Source organism: Collinsella aerofaciens, assembly GCF_040910185.1.
Classification (GTDB): Bacteria; Actinomycetota; Coriobacteriia; order Coriobacteriales; family Coriobacteriaceae; genus Collinsella; species Collinsella aerofaciens_BF.
In genome coordinates this window covers 60,207-81,279 of record NZ_JBDGBA010000005.1, presented here as the reverse complement: position 1 = coordinate 81,279, position 21,073 = coordinate 60,207, and the positions used below count along the sequence as shown (strand labels likewise).

General features: G+C 60.6%; 21 protein-coding genes. 1 reads left to right on the top strand and 20 read right to left on the bottom strand.

Annotated features, from left to right (window positions below; all coding sequences use genetic code 11):
- Nucleotides 1-6: 6 nt before the first annotated feature.
- The 19 genes from dnaJ to pyrR form a co-directional block, all read right to left on the bottom strand.
- On the bottom strand, nucleotides 7-1,155 hold the full coding sequence (gene dnaJ / locus AB5Z54_RS03400; protein WP_368160214.1) for a molecular chaperone DnaJ: 1,149 nt from the start codon (nucleotides 1,153-1,155) through the stop codon (nucleotides 7-9).
- A gap of 81 nt (nucleotides 1,156-1,236) precedes the next feature.
- Nucleotides 1,237-2,340 carry a DnaJ domain-containing protein gene (locus tag AB5Z54_RS03395; RefSeq protein ID WP_349127525.1) on the bottom strand — a complete coding sequence of 368 codons (1,104 nt, stop codon included), beginning with the start codon at nucleotides 2,338-2,340 and terminating at the stop codon, nucleotides 1,237-1,239.
- 58 nt (nucleotides 2,341-2,398) lie between these two features.
- Nucleotides 2,399-3,631: a radical SAM family heme chaperone HemW gene (hemW, locus tag AB5Z54_RS03390; protein WP_368160211.1), complete on the bottom strand. Its 1,233-nt coding sequence runs from the start codon at nucleotides 3,629-3,631 to the stop codon at nucleotides 2,399-2,401.
- Nucleotides 3,632-3,633: 2 nt separating this feature from the next.
- Nucleotides 3,634-4,677, bottom strand: coding sequence for a tRNA dihydrouridine synthase DusB (dusB, locus tag AB5Z54_RS03385; RefSeq protein WP_349127527.1), 1,044 nt, complete (start codon nucleotides 4,675-4,677; stop codon nucleotides 3,634-3,636).
- Nucleotides 4,678-4,681: 4 nt separating this feature from the next.
- On the bottom strand, nucleotides 4,682-6,493 hold the full coding sequence (lepA, locus tag AB5Z54_RS03380) for a translation elongation factor 4 (protein ID WP_368160209.1): 1,812 nt from the start codon (nucleotides 6,491-6,493) through the stop codon (nucleotides 4,682-4,684).
- A gap of 96 nt (nucleotides 6,494-6,589) precedes the next feature.
- A complete protein-coding gene (gene rpsT / locus AB5Z54_RS03375) occupies nucleotides 6,590-6,856 on the bottom strand; it encodes a 30S ribosomal protein S20 (protein ID WP_022094714.1) in 267 nt (88 codons plus the stop codon).
- Nucleotides 6,857-6,989: 133 nt separating this feature from the next.
- Nucleotides 6,990-7,952: a DNA polymerase III subunit delta gene (gene holA / locus AB5Z54_RS03370; protein ID WP_118289038.1), complete on the bottom strand. Its 963-nt coding sequence runs from the start codon at nucleotides 7,950-7,952 to the stop codon at nucleotides 6,990-6,992.
- A gap of 78 nt (nucleotides 7,953-8,030) precedes the next feature.
- Nucleotides 8,031-10,334, bottom strand: coding sequence for a DNA internalization-related competence protein ComEC/Rec2 (locus AB5Z54_RS03365; protein WP_349127529.1), 2,304 nt, complete (start codon nucleotides 10,332-10,334; stop codon nucleotides 8,031-8,033).
- Nucleotides 10,331-11,044, bottom strand: coding sequence for a helix-hairpin-helix domain-containing protein (locus AB5Z54_RS03360; RefSeq protein ID WP_368160207.1), 714 nt, complete (start codon nucleotides 11,042-11,044; stop codon nucleotides 10,331-10,333). Before AB5Z54_RS03360 ends, AB5Z54_RS03365 begins: the two co-directional genes overlap by 4 nt.
- A 213-nt stretch (nucleotides 11,045-11,257) precedes the next feature.
- A complete protein-coding gene (gene thiI / locus AB5Z54_RS03355; protein WP_368160205.1) occupies nucleotides 11,258-12,502 on the bottom strand; it encodes a tRNA uracil 4-sulfurtransferase ThiI in 1,245 nt (414 codons plus the stop codon).
- Complete coding sequence (locus tag AB5Z54_RS03350) at nucleotides 12,503-12,784, bottom strand: DNA-directed RNA polymerase subunit omega (RefSeq protein WP_035138532.1); 282 nt, start codon at nucleotides 12,782-12,784, stop codon at nucleotides 12,503-12,505.
- 5 nt (nucleotides 12,785-12,789) lie between these two features.
- On the bottom strand, nucleotides 12,790-13,359 hold the full coding sequence (gene gmk / locus AB5Z54_RS03345; protein WP_006236131.1) for a guanylate kinase: 570 nt from the start codon (nucleotides 13,357-13,359) through the stop codon (nucleotides 12,790-12,792).
- Nucleotides 13,360-13,668 carry an integration host factor, actinobacterial type gene (gene mihF / locus AB5Z54_RS03340; RefSeq protein WP_006236130.1) on the bottom strand — a complete coding sequence of 103 codons (309 nt, stop codon included), beginning with the start codon at nucleotides 13,666-13,668 and terminating at the stop codon, nucleotides 13,360-13,362.
- A 239-nt stretch (nucleotides 13,669-13,907) separates the two neighbouring features.
- Nucleotides 13,908-14,624, bottom strand: a complete 717-nt coding sequence (pyrF, locus tag AB5Z54_RS03335; protein WP_271738795.1) for an orotidine-5'-phosphate decarboxylase — start codon at nucleotides 14,622-14,624, stop codon at nucleotides 13,908-13,910.
- Nucleotides 14,618-15,526: a dihydroorotate dehydrogenase gene (locus AB5Z54_RS03330; protein ID WP_006236128.1), complete on the bottom strand. Its 909-nt coding sequence runs from the start codon at nucleotides 15,524-15,526 to the stop codon at nucleotides 14,618-14,620. The genes pyrF and AB5Z54_RS03330 overlap by 7 nt, the downstream gene beginning before the upstream one ends.
- A gap of 14 nt (nucleotides 15,527-15,540) precedes the next feature.
- Nucleotides 15,541-16,308 (bottom strand): dihydroorotate dehydrogenase electron transfer subunit, encoded by a 768-nt coding sequence (locus AB5Z54_RS03325; protein WP_271738815.1) that lies wholly within the window; start codon nucleotides 16,306-16,308, stop codon nucleotides 15,541-15,543.
- A 116-nt stretch (nucleotides 16,309-16,424) separates the two neighbouring features.
- On the bottom strand, nucleotides 16,425-17,714 hold the full coding sequence (locus AB5Z54_RS03320; RefSeq protein ID WP_368160202.1) for a dihydroorotase: 1,290 nt from the start codon (nucleotides 17,712-17,714) through the stop codon (nucleotides 16,425-16,427).
- Nucleotides 17,698-18,642 (bottom strand): aspartate carbamoyltransferase catalytic subunit, encoded by a 945-nt coding sequence (locus tag AB5Z54_RS03315; protein WP_055309882.1) that lies wholly within the window; start codon nucleotides 18,640-18,642, stop codon nucleotides 17,698-17,700. The genes AB5Z54_RS03320 and AB5Z54_RS03315 overlap by 17 nt, the downstream gene beginning before the upstream one ends.
- 4 nt (nucleotides 18,643-18,646) lie before the next feature.
- Nucleotides 18,647-19,231 carry a bifunctional pyr operon transcriptional regulator/uracil phosphoribosyltransferase PyrR gene (pyrR, locus tag AB5Z54_RS03310; RefSeq protein ID WP_006236123.1) on the bottom strand — a complete coding sequence of 195 codons (585 nt, stop codon included), beginning with the start codon at nucleotides 19,229-19,231 and terminating at the stop codon, nucleotides 18,647-18,649.
- A 452-nt stretch (nucleotides 19,232-19,683) separates the two neighbouring features.
- Between pyrR and rpmB the strand changes: the two genes are divergently transcribed.
- The gene (gene rpmB, locus AB5Z54_RS03305; protein WP_022094725.1) at nucleotides 19,684-19,872 is read left to right on the top strand and encodes a 50S ribosomal protein L28; all 189 of its coding nucleotides are present in this window, start codon (nucleotides 19,684-19,686) and stop codon (nucleotides 19,870-19,872) included.
- Between the two features lie 196 nt (nucleotides 19,873-20,068).
- On the opposite strand, the gene AB5Z54_RS03300 is transcribed toward rpmB, so the two are convergent.
- A complete protein-coding gene (locus AB5Z54_RS03300; RefSeq protein ID WP_368160199.1) occupies nucleotides 20,069-20,845 on the bottom strand; it encodes a transposase in 777 nt (258 codons plus the stop codon).
- Nucleotides 20,846-21,073: the final 228 nt, after the last annotated feature.

The window sequence follows — 21,073 nt, the reverse complement described above, 5'->3', positions numbered from 1 at the left end:
GGCTCCTTAATCGAGGATATCGTCGAGGGCACTCTTGATACGGTCGGTCACCGACTTCTTACCGGAAGCGACGTCATCGCCCATCTCATCGGCAAAAGCACGGAGCAGCTCGCGCTGCTTATTGGAAAGATTGGTGGGAACGACCACGCGCAGCTGCACGATCAGGCGGCCGCGCGAACCGCCACCGCCAATGCGCGGCATGCCGTAATTATTGACGCTCACGGTGTCGCCGTACTGGGCGCCGGCGGGAACCGTCACCTTAACGACCTCGTCGGGCATAATGCCCTCGACCTCGATCTCGCAGCCGAGCGCAGCCTGTGCAATCGAGATATCGCTCACGAGGTACAGGTCGTCACCGTTGCGCTTAAAGCGCTCATGGTCGGCAACACGCACGTTGACAATCAGGTCGCCCGAGGGCTCGCCGCGAAGGCCGGCCTCGCCAAAGCCGCCCACACGCAGCTGGCGACCGGTCGAAACGCCGGCGGGAATATCGATGTCGATCTTCTCATGCGAAGGCGTGCGGCCCTGACCGTCGCAGGTCTCACAGGGATGGTCGATAACCGTGCCCTCGCCATGGCAGTCGGGACAAGGCGAGGAAGACTGAACCTGGCCCAAGAACGAACGCTGAACCGTCGTGACGTAGCCCGTACCGTGGCAGCGGCCGCACTGCTTTTCCTGTGCGCCCTCTGCCCTACCGGTTCCATTGCAGTCCTCGCAAGGAGCAAGGCGGTCATAGCTGATCGTCTTTTTGCAGCCGAGCGCCGCCTCCTCGAGCGTCACCGAAAGCGAGATGGCCATGTCGCGTCCGCGACGACGCTCACGACGGCTGCGGGCGCCACCGCCGGCACCGCCGCCAAAGAACGACGAGAACAAGTCGTCCATGCCCATGCCACCAAAGATATCGTTGATATCGACGTAGCCCGAACCACCAGGACCGTCGGCGGTGCCGTAACGGTCGTAATTAGCACGCTTCTGCTCATCGGAAAGAACGGAATAGGCCTCGTTGAGCTCCTTGAACTTGGCCTCGGCCTCGGGGTCGTCCGAAACGTCCGGGTGTACGGTACGGGCCTTCTTTAGAAACGCGCGCTTAATCGTCCGCGCGTCGGCATCCCTGTCGACGCCAAGCACCTCGTAGTAATCCCTATTTTCCGACACGACCGAATCCTTCCGACTTTCATTATTGTCACAGTGCGTCCTATACCCAAGCTGGGCTGGCCGCAAACAGAGGGTTTGATGTTATTGCATTTGGTACGGCGAAAGCATGGCCCGTTGCGAGCAGCTCGCGAACCAAACTGACACGAGCGCGAACATGAAGCCGTTGGCAAAACCGTTGGCAAACTGCATCGCACCGCGCTTCCACCACAGCAGACTACGATGAAGCACACCGTCCGAAAGCACCATAAACAGGCCCATGGTAAACGGAATAAAGCACATCACGGCAAAGGCCGAGAACACGCCCGAAATGGCCGACAGCACCAAAAACGGCGCCACGATGCCCATCAGGTAAAAACCGGTACGAGCTTTGCCTTCCAAGCGCTCGGCTTCAACATGGGCGCGGCCGACCAAGTCGCCGCCCGCGGCACCGTTGGTGCCAGCATGTCCCATGCCGCTAATGCGGACCTCGTCGCCATCGTGCGTGCCGGCAGGAAACTCAATCGTCTGCTCGGAGGTTGCGCGAGTACGACCGCTGCCACCACAATCGGGGCAGGGGTCGGCCACGACCTTACCGGAACCGCCGCACTCGGGGCAGACCGACTGGAACGTACCCGCACCAAACAGGAAGGACAGGTCGACGTCGATGTGGCCGCGGCCGCCACAGCTTGGGCAGGTATGGGCATGCTCGGAGGAGACAGAACCCGAGCCGCCGCAATGTCCGCACGTATCGAAGCGCGTGTAGCGGACGGTCTTGCGGGCACCGCCCTTGGCCTCCTTGGCGTCAAGTTTGATATCGACGACCACGTTGGCGCCGTTCTCGGGATTGTAGGCAGCCTGTCCACGACGCTGCTGGCCCCAGGCGCCACCAAAGGGAAAGCCGCCCTCAAAAGGATTGCCATAACCCGTGCTGCCGGCGTAGCTGCCACCATAGGGCGAAGCCGTAGGAGCACCGGCAAAGGGATTGCCAGAACGCATGGCGTCGTAGCGCGCACGTTTTTGCTCATCCGAAAGCACGGCGTAGGCCTCGGAAACCTCTTTAAACTTTTCCTCGGCATCCGGCTCTTTGTTGACGTCCGGATGGAGCTTGCGGGCCTTTTGCTGGAAGGCCTTTTGAATATCACGCGAGGTGGCGTCCTTGGAGACACCCAAAATCTCGTAGTAATCTTTTTCGTTCATCGTCGCCATGCGCGGCAACCTCCTGCTCACAGCAGCGTATATATTCCGGTAATTCTACCCGAGCGGCCTAAGCTAGATCCCAAAACAGCTCGAACAGAACATTTCCATCGAGCCAGCCCAGGTGTGTCGGCGCCAGACGAGCTCGAACATGGCCCGCGACGACATCTGCCGAAGTGAAGGGTCCCTCATGGACCCCGAGCGTCTCGGGCACCCAAGTGGCAAGACCCAATTCGAGCGCGCGATCGCAGGCAGCTGCCAGCTCGCCCGTTGGGATGACACGAACCGCGCGAACCAACAGGTCGGACGCGACACCGCGCGTCATGCGGCAAGCAAGCATCAGGTCTTCGGCCGCGGCCTCGCGCTGCGAGAGATATTCGGCCTCGAACGCCGTCGCGTCATCGTCACGTTGCACCAGACGCACGCGGTACGCATCGCCTCGAGAAGACACGCCGGGGAACAAACCCGCAAGACGGTCGAAATCCTCGGCGTCGAGCATGCCCGCGGCAGAACGACCCAGGCCCAGGTAGCCCCGTCCGGTCCAGTAGGCAATGTTATGGGCGCACTCATGGCCGTCGAGCGCGTAACTCGCCACCTCATACGGGTGATAGCCGGCGGCACCCAGGAGCTCGCGTGCCACGTCCATGCATGCGGCCTGAAAATCCTCATCAGGCTCGAGCGACTCGTCACGGCACGCCATGCGATAAAGGGGCGTCCCCTCCTCGAGCGTGAGCGGGTAGACCGACACATGATGCGGAGCCGCCGCCAGCACGCCATCGAGCGTGCACTGCCAGCTTACGGCGGTCTGCCCGGGAAGACCACACATCAGGTCACACGACACATCGAGCCCAGCGTCCTTAACCGTCGTGATGGCAGCGAGCGCCCGATCGGCATCGTGAATGCGGCCGATGGCGGTAAGTTCGGCGTTATCGAGCGTTTGCACGCCCAGAGAGATGCGTGTGACACCAACCTTGGCAAGCGCAGCGGCAAGCTCGGCGGTCAGCGATTCGGGATTGGCCTCACAGGTAAACTCAACAGGGGCGCACCACGCACGAATACGCCGCGCCAACTCCACAAGGCGCTCCCCCGCCAGCGACGGCGTACCGCCGCCAACATAGACGGTGCGGATTTGGCCAAGGGCCCCAGCCTTGCCAAAAGCATCGAGGCGCGCGAACAACTGCTCAAAATAGGCATCGAGCGCAGCGCTCGGGTCGCATGGAGCAAAACTGCGCGAATCAAAGTCGCAGTACCGGCACTTTTGGGCGCAAAACGGAACGTGCACGTACAGCGCGGTAACGGCCACCCTTAAGCCTCCAGCGGATGAGGGGGCACCGATTCGCCGGCGGCAAGGGCAGTCTCGCAGGCCACCACATCGCGCTCGATCTCATCAACCAGCGCCATAAATTCCTCGTAAGTGGAACAGCGCACCACATGGGCACGCCAAGCGGCGGCATGGGGCATGCCTTTTAAGTACCAGCTTGCGTACGTACGGGCACGCGCCATGAGCGGCAGGAGCTCATGTGTCAGCGTTAGGTGCTCACGCAGGGCGTCCAGGCGCTCGACGGAGCTGCGAACCGGCACCGGTATGCCATCGAGCGCAAGGGCGCGAGCATCGCCAAACACCCACGGGTTCCCGTAGATACCGCGCGCGATAAACACCGCGCTGGCGCCCGAGTTGCGCAGATGCTCCGCGGCATCCTCGGCGCAGAACACATCGCCCGAACCGATCACGGGAATCTCGACGGCATCTGCGACCTCATCGACGACCGACCAATCCGCCTGGCCCGTGTAGAGCTGCGTAGCGCAACGACCATGCACGGCGACTGCGGCAGCCCCTGCGCCCTCAAGCATCTGGGCAAACGTCGCGGCATTACGGTCCTCGGCGTAAAAGCCCTTGCGGATCTTTACGGTCACGGGCACGTGCGCCGCACCCACCGTGGCCTCGACGATCTTCTCGGCCAAATCGGGCGTGCGCATGAGCGCCGAGCCCTCGCCCTTGGTAACGACCTTGCGGGCGGGGCATGCCATATTGATATCGATGAGCGACAGGCGATCGCCAACGCGCTCCTCGACGGCGGCGACGGCACTCGCAAACTGATCGGGCTTGGAGCCAAAGAGCTGCACACAAATCTGCTGCTCCTCGTCGGCCGGCAGCACCAGGCGCCACGTTTTGTTGCTGGCATATGCAAGGCCTGCCACGCTCACCATCTCGCTGTAGGCAAGGTTGGCACCGCGGCGGCGGCACATGATGCGGTAGGCAGGGTCGGTCACGCCCGCCATGGGAGCCATAAGGAACGGTTGCTCGGCATAGGCGCCCAGCAACCGCTCGCTGTATTCGGAAAGCGCCATAGGCCTACTCGTCCACCTTGAGAATCGCCATAAAGGCCTCCTGCGGGACCTCGACCGAGCCGATGGCTTTCATGCGCTTCTTGCCCTCTTTCTGCTTCTCGAGCAGTTTGCGCTTACGCGAAATATCGCCGCCGTAGCACTTGGCAAGCACGTCCTTGCGACGCGCCTTGACGGTGGAGCGGGCAATGATCTTGTTGCCGATAGCACCCTGGATGGGCACCTCAAACAGCTGACGCGGGATGATCTCCTTGAGCTTGTCGCACAGACCGCGGGCCAGGCCATAGGCCTTGTCCTTGTGCACGATAAACGACAGCGCGTCCACCTCATCGCCCGAAAGCAAGATATCGAGCTTCACAAGCTCGGAAGGACGATACTCGTTGAACTCGTAGTCGAGCGAGGCATAGCCCTTAGTGCGGCTCTTGAGCTGGTCAAAGAAGTCCAAGATGAGCTCGGCAAGCGGCATATCGAAGCGCATCTCGACCGATTTGCTCGTCAGGTGGATCATGTCGGTCGTAACGCCGCGGTGCTCGATGGCGAGCTGCATGACGGCGCCCGTGTACTCAGGCGGGCAGATGATCTTTGCCTTGAGGTAGGGTTCCTCGATACGCTCGATGCGCGTGGCCTCGGGAAGGTCCTGCGGGCTGCGGACATCGATCATCTCGCCGTCGGTCTTGTAGACGTGATAGTCGACCGAGGGACTCGTGGCAATGAGGTCCAAGTTGAACTCGCGCTCCAGGCGTTCCTTAACGACTTCCATGTGCAGCAGGCCCAGGAAGCCCACGCGGAAGCCAAAGCCGAGCGCCACCGAGGTCTCGGGCTCCCACACCAACGACGGGTCGTTGACGTGCAGCTTATCGAGTGCGTCACGCAGGTTCTCGTAGTCCTTGTTATCGATCGGGAACAGGCCCGTATAGACCATGGGCTTGGCCTCGCGGTAACCAGGAAGCGGCTCGGGGCAGGGGTTCGACGCCCAGGTAAGGGTGTCGCCCACGCGAACGGCCTCGGGGTCCTTCAGGCCCGTGACCACGTAGCCGACCTCGCCAACCGTCAGCGTGTCAACCGGGGTCTCGGCAGGACGCTTGACACCCACGCCGTCGACCAAAAAGTCGCCCTCTGCCTGCATCATGCGCAGGGTATCGCCCTTTTTGATGGAGCCGTCAAAGACGCGCACCGTGGCCACCACGCCGCGATACTCGTCAAAGTACGAATCCAGAATGAGCGCTTTGAGCGGAGCATTTGCATCGCCCTTAGGCGGAGAGATCAAAAAGACGATGGACTCTAGCAGATCGTGAATACCCTCGCCGGTCTTGCCCGACACGCACACGGCATCATCGGCGGGAATCGCCAGGTCATCCTCGATCTCGGTCTTGACCTCGTCGGGATGGGCCGAGGGCAGGTCAATCTTGTTGATGGCAGGAACAATATCCAGATTGGCGTTCATAGCGAGCGTCGCGTTGGAGACGGTCTGCGCCTCGACGCCCTGCGTGGCGTCGACAACGAGCACCGCGCCCTCACAGGCTGCCAGCGAGCGCGAGACCTCGTAGGTAAAGTCAACGTGGCCCGGCGTATCGATCAGGTTGAACTGATACGTCTCGCCATCGTCGGCGTCATAGGAAACGCGGACGGCATTGGACTTGATCGTAATGCCGCGCTCGCGCTCGATATCCATGGTGTCGAGCAGCTGCGACTCCATGTCGCGCTCGTCGACGGTATGGGTGAGCTCGAGAATGCGGTCACTGATCGTGGACTTGCCATGGTCGATGTGCGCAACAATTGAGAAGTTGCGGATGTGGGAAATGTCAATTGAAGTATTCATGCGGACTATCTTACCCGAGCGGTACAAAAAATGGAGCCTGTTCCATAAAACAGGCTCCATTTATGCGCGTAATCTGTGTGGTGTGAAATTTACAACTTAGGCGTTGATGCTGTTCACGAGCTTGGCAAGACCGGACTTGCGGTTGGAAGCCTGGTTCTTGTGGATAACATGCTTGGCGGCAGCCATGTCGAGACGCTTGGTGACGGTCTTGAGGGCAGCCTGGGCCTTCTCGGCGTCGCCCTCGGCGACGGCGGACTGGACGTGCTTGGTCAGCGTCTTGAGCTCGGACTTGACAGCCTTGTTACGCATGCGAGCTGCCTCATTGGTGCGGATACGCTTCTTCTGAGACTTGATGTTTGCCACTTCTGGAGTTCCTTTCGAGTTCCTTGCAAAAAATGTATGACACCTCTGAGACACGGTGAGGTCATGCAAGCGCCTACTATAGCACGCTCCCCCTCAAAGGGATAGAACGAATTTGTCAAATAGGCAGGTATCATCACGATTTTCTCAAGATGTTCGTAATCCAGAGCAAAAGCGCGGTCTGAGAATCGGCCGAACCCTTCAGTGCGAGCTCCACATCGACCGCGCCCTCGAGCGCGGCAACGAGCTCTGCCATCGAAAAGCGACGTGCCCAGGTCAGGTGATTCTTGACCTGCCAGGACTGGAGCTTAAGTGTTGCGGCCAGCTCACGACCCTGACCGCGCGCATCGAGCGCCTTGGCGACGATCAGCTCGCGGATGCGGCCGCACAGCAATGTATAAGTCCACACGTAGCTCTTAGCGGGCAATAGATTGAAAAGCTCGAGCGAGCGTCGCATGTCACGGGCCGAGACCGCATTGAGAAAGTCCCAGGGTTGAACCTCGGCAGTGCGCACAATCCAGCGCTCCACATCGGCAAGCTCAATCTGGGGCGCCTCGACCATCTGAGCAAGCTTAGCCAAGTCGTTATCGAGCATGCGAGTGTTTTCACCCGAACGCGAGACGAGCTCCTCGGCGGCCGCCGTCGAGATCGACTTGCCGTGCTGCGTCGCCATCTGCTGCACGCGGCGCGGTAGCTCCCAGCGCTTGGTGCCGGAGCAATCGATCACAGCCTTCTTGTCGATCTTGGCGATCGCCTTATACAGGCGCGTGTTCTTGGCAAGCGAGTCGGCGATGATGAGGCAGACCGTTGTGGGGCTGGGACTCGCCAGATACTCGACGAGCGGCTCCGAGACCGCCTTGGCGAGCTTTGAGCAGCCGTCAAGGATTACCAGGCGAAACTCGCTGCCCATCGGAAAGGTGTTAAGCGATCCGATAATGGACTCGATATCGGGGTCCTTGGTCATGTCGCGCTCGTCGAGGTTGAACTCAACCATACCCGACTTTTCCAGACGCGCTTTCATACGCGAGACGGCGTGATCGCGCTTGACTCCGTCGGTACCGACAATCAGATATGCCGGCAGCAGACCGGTTTCGGACATTGCGCTCCCCTCCCGCAGGCCTTCGTATTCGTTCCGTGCCATTCTAGCCCAGGGGCCCACCACACGCCAACGACGTCGTCACGGTCGCTGGCATCGCATCGCAAAGCCATTCGCAGTCGGCGTGACGGTAATGTCTCCGTGTTCGATGGTGCACGCGAACACGCCGCCCGCTTCCTTAACGGCATCGATGCAGGCATCGGACGGATGGCCGTATCGATTCCCCTCGCCCGCGCTCGCGAGGGAAAGCTCGGGCTTCAGGACGTCCAGCAACTCACCATCAACTGAAACCTTAGAGCCGTGATGCCCAAGTTTAAGGACATCGATATCCCCCACTTCCTGCACGAATTCCCGTTCTTGGTCAAGCTCGGCATCACCGGTGAGGAGTATGCGCAGGCCCTTGCCTTCCTGAACATAAGAGAGCAACAGGACAAGTGAGTCCTCATTTCCCTCGCCATCCACGGACTCGAATGGCCACACCACGCGGGCGCAAAAAGAGCCGATGTCGACCGTATCCCCACGGCACACCTGCCGATACTCCACGCCAGGTCGGTTCAATACCTCGGCAGGAGCATCATCCAGCGCATCCGCCGCCACGGCAATCGTTCCGACCGAAAACTGTTCGAGCACGGCAGGCAGACCACCCCAGTGGTCCTCATCCCAATGCGTCACAAAGACGGCATCGATATGGTGCACGTTATTGCGAACCAACGCCGCCACCACGCGCTCGTCGAGCCCGCAGTCGACGAGCGCCACTGCGCCGCCCTGGCGAATAAGAATCGCATCGGCCTGGCCCACATCGAGCACCGTCACCGAAGGCGGAGCGAATCGATCCCAGTAGGCGTACGGAATCGCAGCCAAGAGCACCAGGCATGCAAGCCCCACCGCCATAGGACGTGCACGGGGACGCGGCCACCAGACCAGCAGAACCGCCAGCAAACACGGCACTAGGTAAATCCACATGCTATCGGGCGGCACGCTCACGGATGCACCCGGCACGGCGGCAAACAGCTGCTCAAAGAACAGCGCGCAACGGGCGGCAATCATGGGCACAACGAGCGCCCAAGTCCGCAACGGCGCCACGAGCGAAAAGGGAACCAGCACGATCGACACGACGAGCAGTACGCTCACCACCGGACCGAGGACCGCATTTGCCAGCGGAGCAATGAGCGAGAACGTACCGAAGGCAGGAATGGTAATGGGAAGTGTCGCCAGTTGCGAGCACAGCGTGACGGAAAGCATGCCGGCAACGCCCGACGGAACACTAAGCTCACCCAAAGCGTAGGTCGCATAGGGGCAAAAGCACAGAATGGCTAAGACGCTGGCACATGAAAGCTGAAAGCCCATCTCGAACAGCACCGTCGGCCGCAGCAGCACAAAGATGGACATGGTTACGAAGAGTGCCGAAAGTCCGTGCCGGCGACGCCCCGCGCCGTTTACGACAAGCGTCGCGAACACCATGCAGCACGCGCGCACGGCCGAGGGAGACGCGCCCGTAAAGGCAACGTAGCCCACAAGCGTTATCGCCAATATCGCCCGCTGAAGACCACGTGAGCACCGAGTCTTTTGCAATACACCCTCGATTACAAACCCCACGATAGCCAAATGGCTGCCCGAGACGGCGATAAGATGCGCCGTTCCCGTCACCGAAAACCAGTCGCCCGCCGGCTGGGCGCGCAGCTCGGCCGAACGACCGCAGGCGACACCGGCTATGAGTGCACGCGCCGGGTCGGTCGCAGGCGCGATGGACGCAAGCAGCCCATTTCGCATCCGAAGAAGCGGCCCCGGAGAGTCCTCATCGACCGACAAAATCCGAACGACTTTAACCTTACGTACCTCGCCTCGGAGCACGCGCGATCGTCCATACGCATCGTTCTCAAAACGTGAAACGCGACCGATAACACGCGCGTGCGCCCCGACCTTGAGCTCGCGGTCACACGATAGGCGAACCGTTGCCAAGTTCTTACCGTCCGCGCGTGCCTCGCAGGTATAGGAATACACGTCGTCGTTTATGGATGGATCACCCTGCACGACAAACTCAAGGCTGCTTGCCGCTCGACCGTCGAGCGCCTTCGAGGCGCTGAGCGCGCCCACAGCCCACCAGGCCGAGACGACCGCTCCCGCCACAAGACCGACGGACGCGGCATACAGCCACCGCTTCCAAGGGACAAGCCACGCACAAGATTGAGCCAGCACAACGAATACCGCCGCCGCAACGGGGATGGCCCAAAGCGGCCCGACCGCCGAAGCCCGCTCCCACAGCAGCGCATCGGCGGCCACGTTGAGCACCAAGGCGCAGCTCATGCACATGCCGGCACACAGGGCCATCGTCCACGGCATCAGAGGCCGCGGAGGCATCACATGCTCGCGCTCGGTCGCACTCATACGCAGATGGAATCTTTGATTTTGGCAAGCTTCTTCTCGCCGATTCCCGACACACGCATCAGATCGTCAACCGAGGCAAAAGCACCGTTCTTTGTCCGCTCATCGATAATCGACTGGGCCATGGAGGGACCGATGCCAGAGAGCGTCTGCAGTTCTGCCGCGCTTGCCGTATTGATATTTACTAGGCCTGTTGCGCCACTCACGCCCGATGATGCGGAAGCCCCACCATCAACACCAGCTTCCGCAATGGACGCCTGCTGCTCCCCTACCGTTGGAACGTGAATCTTCTGTCCATCGACGATCTTAGATGCCCGATTGAGCCCCGTAACGTCTGCCTCGGGCGCCAGCCCGCCGGCGGCATCAATCGCCTGAGCCACCCGAGCGCCGTCCTTGAGGCGGTATACACCGGGCGACACAACGGCGCCATCAACATCGACATAAACCTCTGCCGCGGCAGACGCCTTAGGCGAAGAGCCTTCGGATGTCTTTCCGCTCGAGGCATCGCCGGATCCCGGCTCCACTAACGAACCCGAACCATCAGTGCGCTCAAACGACACACTGCCGGCACCGCCGCCAAGGTTCGCCATCGCCAGTCCACTCGCCATCGCAATGACGACCAGTATCGCCATCACCACTGCCTTATGACCGAGCAGCTTGTCCGCCAAGCGGTCCATCCGTTTGACCCGTTCGTGTTGTTCGCGCTGCGCCATAGCAAAACCTCCCAACAACATCGTGTCAGGAAAAGAGCCCTGCAACAGCCACGCTCCAAAACCGGTTTTAGCGGTCAAACCAAAAACCGACCAAAACCTTGCACAAATCTGTCCAATTATTCAGGCACACGTCAGCAAATGAACACTTAGCCGCAAAATGCCCAGATAGCAAAAGACCGACGATGCAGGCGCATCGTCGATCTATGCACAAAATTACTCGTGATCTTGGTAAATCTCACGCGGAGCAAGCTCCGAATGTTTGCGTTTTAAGGTCTTAGGGGCCTTATACGTGTTGCTCTCGAAGTCGATGTACTCGGTCTGCTTGAGCAGGCGCTCGATCATCTCCTCGTGATCGAACAACTCCCAGGCCTCATGCACGGCATCGAGTTTAGCGTGCGTCTCGGGACGACGCGGCATAAACAGCGTGCAGCAGTCGGGCGCAGCCTCAGTCGAGATATCGAACGTACCGATCTCCTCGGCGCGCGCGATGATCTCCTGCTTATCCGAACCGATGAGAGGACGGAACACGGGGATCTTCACGGCCTCGTTGACGGCCATGATGTTCTCAAGCGTCTGGGAGGCAACCTGACCGAGCGATTCGCCGGTCACGATAGCCTTGGCGCCCTCGATGTGCGCAATGCGCTCGGCAACCGAATACATGATGCGACGGTACATAATCACGCGCAGATTGCTGGGGCAGGTGGCCGAAATCTCGCGCTGGCAGTCGCCAAACGGGACTACGTACAGGCGACCGATCTGGACACCCGGCTCAAGCGCACGGATGATGTCCTGCACCAAATACTCGCTCGTATCGGGCGTCTGCGGACGGCCGGAGAAATGTACCGGCACGCACACCGCGCCGCGACGCGCGAGCATCCAGGTCGCCACCGGAGAATCGATACCCGACGACAACAGCGTCACGACCTTGCCGGCAGAACCCACCGGCAGACCGCCAACGCCACGCTCGGAGCGCGCGTAAACATAAACGCTACCCTGGACCACCAGTACGTGCACCATAGCGTCGGGATCGTGCATCTGAACCTTTTTATCGGGGAAGGCCTCACACAACACCTCGCCCACCTGACGATTGATGTCAATCGAAGTGAGCTCATAGTCGGTATTGGAGCGCTTGGCGTGCACCTTAAACGACTCGAAGGTACCGAACTCGCGCAGCGCCTTCACGGCGGCGGCGCAGTACTCCTGCGGGTCGCGGTTCGTGTGATATGCCAGGGACACGCGGGCAACGCCGGGAACGGTGCGAATGACACGCGCCGCCTCGTCGGCCTGATGCTCGTTAAAGGTCACGAGGATATAACCGGAAATTCGAGACACGGCATTCACGGAAAAGGCGGCCAAGGCCGCCTTGATGTTATCCATGAGGATATGCTCAAAATGTGCGCGGTTCTTACCCTTCAGTCCAACCTCGTGATAGTGGACCAGGCAGACGCGAGCCGCCATTTAGGCTTCAGCAACCTTGTGGCCGAGCGCCTTCTCGTAACGGGCCTCGTCGTAAGAGATGTCGCCGTCGACAATCTCGTCCATAGCCATCGAGATGGTATCGGCACCGGAAAGCCCGATGGTGATGTCATCGACATCCTGGACGGCAAGCACACGGTTGTGCTGGCCACGCAGCATGCTATTGATGTCGCAGGCGCGCTTGGAGGCAAGCGAAGCGAGCAGGAAGCGGTTGTGATCGGTCTTCTCCAGAAGATCGTCAATGCAAGGCTTTACAACGGACACGGACCTCAGATCCTTTCATGCATATCGAGAACGCGAACGAGCTCATCGGTCGCGCGGTCGAGATCGTCATTAACCACGACGTCGTCGTAGCGGTCGGCAAGGGCAAGCTCATCGGCGGCGTTTGCCATACGCAGCTCAATCGTCTCGGGCGTCTCGGTACCGCGACCGACTAGACGCTCGCGGAGCACCTCAAGCGAAGGCGGCTTGATAAAGATCAGCACGGCCTCGGGGAAACGCTCCTTCACCTGCAGGGCGCCCTGGACATCGATCTCCAAAATCAGAGACGCGCCCGAGGCGAGCTTGGATGTGACCTCGCTCACCAACGTGCCGTAGCAGTTACCGTGGACCTCGGCCCACTCAACAAACTCGCCGTTTGCCACGCGGCGGTCGAACTCCTCGCGCGTCAGAAAAAAGTAGTTGACGCCGTCGACCTCACCTTTGCGTGGTGCTCGCGTGGTAGCCGAAACCGTCAGGCCCAGGTTCGAGCGGCGCTCGCGCACACGAGTGACGAGCGTACCCTTGCCTGCGCCTGACGGTCCAGAAATCACAAAGAGCTTGGAATCCTGAGCGCTCACTTATTTGGTCAGCTGCTCGAGGAGCTGCTCGCGCTGACGGACGCCGAGGCCCTGGACGCGACGGGTAGCGGAGATACCGAGCTCCTCCATGATCTTGGCGGCCTTGGCCTTGCCATAACCAGGAAGAGACTCGATGAGGGTGGAAACCTTCATGCGGGAAGCGATGGGGTCATCGGAGTTGAGCACGGACTCGAGGGACTTCTCGCCCTTCTTGATCTGCTCGCGAAGCTCAGCGCGGGCGTGACGTGCGGCAGCAGCCTTCTCAAGAGCCTGCTTGCGCTGCTCATCGGTAAGCTGAGGGAGTGCCATTCGTACCTCCAAATAGTTGGGTTATATCTGATTCAATAATTGGCATTTTAGCACGTAGAACGTACAAAATGCCCAGTCGCGGCTCCATAGGTTAGACGATACCCGCAAAAAGTGCAATATACTGCGCCCAAAGTTAAGCCCCTGACCTGCGATTCCACACAAAGGATGGGAAAGTTTACGCAGGCACAGGGGCTATTTTGTGCTAATGAGACCCAAAAGTGGTGACTTAGGGGAATCTTTTACGCGACGTTTTCGACCAGCTCAGCGACGATGGCGTCAAAGGCGGCAACCGGATCGTCGGCACCGGTGATGGGACGGCCCACCACAATGTGGCTTGCGCCACGCTCGATAGCCTGGGAAGGCGTCGCCACGCGGGACTGGTCACCAAGGGCGGCACCCACCGGACGCACACCCGGAGTCACGATCAGGGCATCGGGGCCCAGCAGCTCACGCATGTCGTGAGCCTCCATCGGCGAGCACACGATACCGTCGATGCCGTTGGCCTGAGCGAGCTTTGCCAGGCGGGCGGCCTCCTCGGCCACGGGCGGCTCGACGCCGATCTCGCTCAAGGCATCCTGGTTCATGCTCGTGAGCACGGTGATGGCGACGAGCTTGGCGCGGTCCTCGCGCGCCTCCTCGGCGCCCTCGCGGCAGGCAGCGAGCATGGCGCCCGAACCCAAGCCGTGGACCGAAAGCAGATCGGCACCGGCAAGCGAGGCCGAGCGGGCAGCACCGCGAACCTGATGCGGAATATCATGGAACTTAAGGTCAAGGAAGACCTTAAAGCCCAGGTCCTTAAAGGTCTTGACGATCTCGGGGCCCTCAGCGTAATAGAGCGTCATGCCAACTTTGAGCCAAGCGGCATGACCAGAAAGCTCGTGGGCGAGCTCGAGTGCGCGCTCACGGTCGCAGTCGAGGGCGACGATCACACGGTCGCGGGCATCGGTCTCTAGCATTCGAAAGCACCTACCAGCTCGTTGATGTCCTTTACGCCCTGGGACTCCGCCCAGGCCTCGAGCTCGTGCGCGATCTTGAGCGAAGCGCACGGATCGACGAAGTTGGCCATACCGACCGACACGCAGGTGGCGCCAGCCAGGATAAACTCGGCCGCATCCTCGCCCGTCATGACACCGCCGACACCGTTGATGGGGATATCGACGGCCTGGGCAACCTCCCAGACCATGCGCACGGCGATGTGGTGGCACAGCGGGCCCGAAAGGCCGCCCTTGGGCTTGGCCACGCGGGACTTGCGGGTATGGACGTCGATGGCCATGCCCTGGATGGAGTTGATGACTGAAAGACCGTCGGCGCCGGCAGCCTCGAGGGCCTTGGCGATCTCGGCGACGTTGACCGGCGCCATCTTCACGAACAGCGGCTTATCAGTCACCTTACGGCAGGCAGCCATAACGGAAGAGGCGCCCTCGGGCGTAGAGCCCATGGCGGCACCGCCGGCGGCGATATTAGGGCAGCTCACGTTGATCTCATAGCCGGCAGCCCAGGGGCACAGCTCAACATACATCTCGAGTGCGCGGACAAACTCGTCAACGGAGTGACCGGCGACCTGGCAGATGACCTGGCAACCGTCCTTGGAGAGCTGCTCGAGCCACGGACCGGACTCACGGGCAAAGGCAGCCACGCCGGGGTTCTGAAGGCCCACGGAGTTGATCATACCGCCGGGAATCTCGGCCATGCGGGGCGCGGGGTTGCCGGGCCAGGGCTCGGCAGCGCAACCCTTGGTGGTGATGGCGCCTAGCTGGGAAACATCAAAGAAGTTCTGGAACTGCCAACCGTAGCCAAAGGTACCGGCTGCGGTGTTGATGGGGTTCTGCATCTTGACGCCGCCGAAATCGACGGCCATGTTCACGGTACCCACTAGAAGACCACCACCTTGGAAGCATCGAACACGGGGCCGCACATGCAGGCGCCCTTCATACCGTCGACCGTCTCGACATTGCAGGTGTTGCAGGCGCCAAAGCCACAGCTCATCATGCGCTCAAGCGACACCTCGCAGTACGCACCGGCCTCGGCGGCAGCGGCGGCGACTTTCTTCATCATGACAGCGGGGCCGCAGCTGGCCACATAGTCGTAGCCGCCCTCGCCGAGCAGCTCGGCTGCCGGGTCGGTGCAAAAACCGTGCGTGCCCAGCGTGCCATCGTCGGTGCACACGTTAACCGTGGCGCCCAGCGCGCGGAACTCATCGACACCCACGGCCTTGGAAGCGGTGCCAAAGCCCAGGCACACATCCACATCAACACCCTGCTCGGCAAGCATACCGGCAAGACACAGTACAGGCGGAACGCCGATGCCACCGGCGACGAGCAGGGCCTTCCTGGTGCCCTCGGGTACCATCCAGCCACGGCCACCGGGGCCCAGCAGGTTAGAGGTGGAGCCAGGGCCCATCTGGGACAAACGACGGGTATCGTCGCCCACGACGGCGTACCACAGCTCGACGGTACCGGCCTCGGCGTCGGCGCGATAGAAGCTCAGGGGCACGCGAAGCAACGAGGACGCATCGCCGGGCACGGCAATGTTCACAAACTGACCGGGCTTGAGCGCACTTGCAAGCTTGGGGGCCGAGATGACGAGCGAGAAGATGCCGTCGGCGATCTCCTGGTTCGAGACGACCTCGAAGTCGTGCATGCGTGCAGTGGAAGGTGTGGGCATAGACGCTCCAATCCCCCATGCGATTGCATGGTCAAAACGAACAGAAAGCGCGGCACCGCAAGGGCACCGCGCACAAAAGCGATAAGGCTATGCTAGCAGATGCAGCCGTCGGCGAGCGTCTGCTTACCGCCGACAAACACATCGGTGGCACGACCGGTAAGCGTGCGGCCGGCAAAACCGGAGTTCTCGGCGCGCGACTCATAACCGTCCTCGCCGACCGTCCAGGTGGCAGAGGGGTCGAACACGGTCAGGTCGGCAACGGAGCCCGCCTTGACCTGAACCTGGTCGAGGCCCAGGATCTCGCGCGGCTTGATGGCCATGAGCTCGACCATGCGGCCCACGCTCATCTTGCCCGTGTTGACCAGCTCGGTGAGTACGAGCGACAGCGAGGTCTCGAGGCCAATCATGCCAAAGGGCGCAAGCTCAAACTCGCGGGCCTTCTCCCACGGGGTGTGGGGAGCGTGATCGGTGACGATAACGTCGACGGTACCGTCGATGACACCCTGACGGATAGCCTCGGCGTCCTCGTCGGTGCGCAGCGGCGGATTGACCTTGAGCGAGGTGTTGTAGGTCTCGTCCAGGTCGTTCTCGGTCAGGAACATGTGGTGCGGGGTAGCCTCGCAGGTAACCTGAACACCGGCGGCCTTACCGGCACGCACGAGCTCCAGGCCGTGAGCGGTGGAGATGTGCTGGATGTGCAGCTTGGCACCGGTCAGCTTGGCGATCTCGATGTCGCGGGCGATCTGAAGCTCCTCGCCAGCAGCCGGCCAACCCTCGAGAGCCAGACGGGTCGAAACCTTGCCCTCGTTGATCTGGCCGTGGCCGACCAGGTCCTCGTCCTGGCAATGGCTCATAAAAACCTTGCCGAACATCTTGCCGTAGTCCATGCAGCGACGGAGCATGCCCGCGCCCTGCACGCCGCGACCGTCATCGGTGAAGGCCACGGCGCCGTGGGCGACCATATCGCCCATCTCGGACATGGCCTCGCCCTTAAGACCGCGGGTCATGGCGCCCGACGGATAGACGCGGCAGTGACCGACCTCGGCAGCACGGGACTTGACGAACTCCACGACGGTGCCGTTATCGGTGACGGGATCGGTGTTGGGCATGGCACACACGCCGGTAAAGCCGCCCTTGGCAGCTGCGCGGGTGCCGCTCTCGATGTCCTCTTTGACCTCGTAGCCGGGCTCGCGAAGGTGAACGTGCATGTCCACCAGACCGGGGACGAGGTACTTGCCGGAAAGGTCGCGGACCTCGGCCCCCTCGACGGCGAGATTCTCGCCGACCTCGGCGATCTTGTCGCCGTCAATCAGGACGTCAACGACACCGTCAAGCTCGACGGACGGGTCGACGACGTGGGCATTCTTAAGAAGCAAGGCCATTATCGGCACCTCCAAGCAGCAGATACAGGATAGCCATACGCACGCAGATACCGGCGTAGACCTGCTCCAGGATGACGGAGCGTTGCGGGTGGTCGGCCATATAGGAGTCGAACTCGACGCCGCGGTTGATGGGGCCCGGGTGGCAGATGATCGCGTCGGGCTTCATGAGCTTCTCGCGGTCCTTGGTCAGGCCGAAGAGCTTGTGGTACTCGCGAATGGTCGGGAACGGGGCACCCTCGAGGCGCTCCTGTTGCACGCGCAGCATGTAGACGACGTCCAGCTCGGGCAGGACGGAATCGAGGTCGCTCGTCACGTGGTCGCAGCCTAGGACCTCGGGCGACGGCGGCAGCAGCGTGCCGGGGGCGACGGCGTAGGTCTCGCAGCCCATGATCTTAAGGGCGGGGATCAGCGAGCCGCAGACGCGGGAGTGGGCGATATCGCCGACGACGGCGACCTTCAGACCGTGGAAGTCACCCTTGTGCTCCCAGATGGTGTACAGGTCGAGCAGGGCCTGCGTAGGATGGTTGTGCTTGCCGTCACCGGCGCAGATGACGCTCGCGGGCGAGTTCTGCGTGACGATGTAGGGAGCGCCGGCGTGCTTGTCGCGCACGACGATGCAGTCGATCTTATAGGCGTTAAGGGTCTCGACGGTGTCGACAAGGCTCTCGCCCTTGACCGTGGAGGTCGAGGAGCCACCAAAGTTGAGGCTATCGGCCGAAAGACGCTTCTCGGCGAGCTCGAAAGAGCTGCGGGTGCGCGTCGAAGGCTCGTTGAACATGTTGACGATGGTCTTGCCCTTGAGCGTGGGGACCTTCTTGATCGCACGCTCGTTGACCTCGGAGAACGCCTTGGCGGTCTCGAGGATGAGCTTGATGTCCTCTTCGGAGTACTCGGTAATGTCGATCAGGTGCTTATGGTTGAACGCCACGGTACTACTCACCTCCCAGCGGCGCGGAGCCCACGTGGGAACCCGGCGCGACGTCGTTAATCTCGACGGCGGTGTGGCCGTCGACTTCCTTCATATATAGGTGCACGTTCTCCTCATGCGACGAGGGAACGTTCTTGCCGACAAAGTCCGGCGAGATGGGGAGCTCGCGGTGACCGCGGTCAACGAGAACTGCCAGCTCAATACGGCTCGGACGGCCCAAGTCCATGACGGCGTCCAGAGCGGCGCGAATGGTACGACCCGTGTACAGGATGTCGTCCACCAAAACGACGCGCTTGCCGTCGACGCTAAAGGGAATGTTGGTGGCGTGGATCGCGGGAGCGAAATTGGTCGCATAGTCATCGCGGTAGAAGCTGATGTCGAGGCTGCCGAGCGGAACGTCGACGCCCTCGATCTCCTTGATCTCCTCGGCGAGCTTCTTTGCCAGAAGGTCGCCGCGCGTGACGATGCCGACCAGAGCGAGGTCTTCACAGCCCTCGTTGCGCTCGAGAATCTCGTGCGCGATGCGGGTCATCGCTCGATTGACGGCGGTCTCGTCCATGATGACCGCCTTGGGGGAAGTCGTGCCCATCGATCTCCTTCCTCACATGTCTTGACTGCTGACACAGTCAAAAAAATAGATGCCCGACCGCTTAAAGCGGACCAGACACCCACAGGAAGGGCTGCTCTTTGGGCAGCTATGTAATTCCATGTGGGTATCTCGTACCCCTTTAATGGTCAAGGGATAGTGTAGCCAACCTCGAGCTTAATTGCGAGCATAAATACAGAGCAATCCGTAAACGGAGCCCAAAGCTCAATAAACCTATATATATTTGTGGGACGAGCTTGAAAACGCACGCACGAGCTGGCATAATCCCCTCTGCTGCACGCAAATCGGATCTACGTCCAGGGCCGTTGCGTGAGCACTATCGCCAAAAGAGGAATATCTCTGTGTAGATTACGCACAGGGAGCTGCTTCTGTGCTATAGTTCAGGCTTGTTTGTTAACGCGACATGTTCGTTTGTCGCCCAAGGAGGGTCAGTTATGTCCAAAGTTTGCGAAGTTTGCGGTAAGCACCCCGTTGCCGGTCGCTCCATCAGCCACTCTCACCGCGTCACCAACCGTAAGTTCCGCCCCAACATCCAGCGCGTTTACGTCGTCGTCGATGGTCACCGTCGCAAGATGAACGTTTGCTCCACCTGCCTCAAGTCCGGCAAGGTTGCGCGCTCGTAAATAAGGTCTTACCAACAAGTACCTCGGACTCTCCGGGTCAAAGACCTCGCGTTCATATAGAACTTACCAAAGGCGCCCTCCCCTACGGAGGGCGCCTTTTTGCACTCATTGGGGACAGACTTACATGAGTGCTTTCACGCATTGGGGACAGACATGAAGCACGCATGCGACGCACTGACTGGCTCCGGCCCCTGCCTCACGCAGCATCCTTCCAGCCTGCAGTTGCCTTGGTCACGCTTGTAGCGCCGATGCCGGTGATACGGGCAATTTGCTTGACCGTGAGATGCGCCCGCCTAAGCCTCAGCAGACACGCATCGCGTTCGGGGCGTGGCAGGGCTTTGAGCAGTGCAGGATCTATGCTCGGCAGAACTTCGCGCGCAACGGAAAGGGCCTCCTCATCGGGGATCCGCCGGCGTGGAAGAACCTCCATTAACCAGATGCGCCCGGCAACTTCCTCGAGATGCTCGCAATAGCAACGGGAGCCACCGACAATATAGAGCATAGGGGCCGCATCACAGATGTCAAAGGGATCATAGCCCAGCTGATACGCCTTATAGCTTGACCAGCGGTACGCATCGAGCGAGTCAAGCGCACCTTTCACAGGATTGAGATGGATATAATCGAGTAGCTGCACCGCCTGTGTGTCCGACTCAACCGCAACACGCGAATAGCGATTGTCAAACAGATGGCCCGTTCTTCCCGTTTTCCCATTGAAATACTTAGCATACGCCGTCAGTGCGCACTGCATTGCCTTTGAAAGGTTGTCATATGGGTCATCAACCATCAAATGGAAGTGGTTGTCCATAAGGCACCAAGCCAACACTGCCACTTTATGGCGTGCAAACCTGTCCGAGATGTCCGATAAGAAACGATATCGGTCAGAGTCATCTTCAAAAATAATCTGTTTGGAGTTGCCACGGTCAAAGACGTGGTAATAGCCGGTGAGCGAAACGGCGCGGGCGCATCGGGGCATAATCTCTCCTTTCAAAAACTGAACAGGCAACACCTAAAAGGAGAGAAGGAACGCGAAATGCTGAGCCTGTGATCTATTTATATCCAATGAGCGGCAAAAACAGGCCCAGAACGGCAAAATGGCAAAACGATGTCTGTCCCAAATGAGTGAAAGCACTCATGTAAGTCTGTCCCCAATGAGCGAATGAGCGTAGTGTGCCTTTTGAGCGGGGCGATGCAGCAGGCAAAT

What these genes read in the sequence shown, in the direction of transcription:
- AB5Z54_RS03395 (WP_349127525.1), bottom strand. Translation starts at nt 2,340, where the DNA reads ATGGCGACGATGAACGAAAAAGATTACTACGAGATTTTGGGTGTCTCC.
- dusB (WP_349127527.1), bottom strand. Translation starts at nt 4,677, where the DNA reads ATGGCGCTTTCCGAATACAGCGAGCGGTTGCTGGGCGCCTATGCCGAG.
- lepA (WP_368160209.1), bottom strand. Translation starts at nt 6,493, where the DNA reads ATGAATACTTCAATTGACATTTCCCACATCCGCAACTTCTCAATTGTT.
- holA (WP_118289038.1), bottom strand. Translation starts at nt 7,952, where the DNA reads ATGTCCGAAACCGGTCTGCTGCCGGCATATCTGATTGTCGGTACCGAC.
- AB5Z54_RS03365 (WP_349127529.1), bottom strand. Translation starts at nt 10,334, where the DNA reads ATGAGTGCGACCGAGCGCGAGCATGTGATGCCTCCGCGGCCTCTGATG.
- AB5Z54_RS03360 (WP_368160207.1), bottom strand. Translation starts at nt 11,044, where the DNA reads ATGGCGCAGCGCGAACAACACGAACGGGTCAAACGGATGGACCGCTTG.
- thiI (WP_368160205.1), bottom strand. Translation starts at nt 12,502, where the DNA reads ATGGCGGCTCGCGTCTGCCTGGTCCACTATCACGAGGTTGGACTGAAG.
- mihF (WP_006236130.1), bottom strand. Translation starts at nt 13,668, where the DNA reads ATGGCACTCCCTCAGCTTACCGATGAGCAGCGCAAGCAGGCTCTTGAG.
- pyrF (WP_271738795.1), bottom strand. Translation starts at nt 14,624, where the DNA reads ATGCTAGAGACCGATGCCCGCGACCGTGTGATCGTCGCCCTCGACTGC.
- AB5Z54_RS03330 (WP_006236128.1), bottom strand. Translation starts at nt 15,526, where the DNA reads ATGGCCGTCGATTTCGGCGGCGTCAAGATGCAGAACCCCATCAACACC.
- AB5Z54_RS03325 (WP_271738815.1), bottom strand. Translation starts at nt 16,308, where the DNA reads ATGCACGACTTCGAGGTCGTCTCGAACCAGGAGATCGCCGACGGCATC.
- AB5Z54_RS03320 (WP_368160202.1), bottom strand. Translation starts at nt 17,714, where the DNA reads ATGGCCTTGCTTCTTAAGAATGCCCACGTCGTCGACCCGTCCGTCGAG.
- pyrR (WP_006236123.1), bottom strand. Translation starts at nt 19,231, where the DNA reads ATGGGCACGACTTCCCCCAAGGCGGTCATCATGGACGAGACCGCCGTC.
- rpmB (WP_022094725.1), top strand. Translation starts at nt 19,684, where the DNA reads ATGTCCAAAGTTTGCGAAGTTTGCGGTAAGCACCCCGTTGCCGGTCGC.
- AB5Z54_RS03300 (WP_368160199.1), bottom strand. Translation starts at nt 20,845, where the DNA reads ATGCCCCGATGCGCCCGCGCCGTTTCGCTCACCGGCTATTACCACGTC.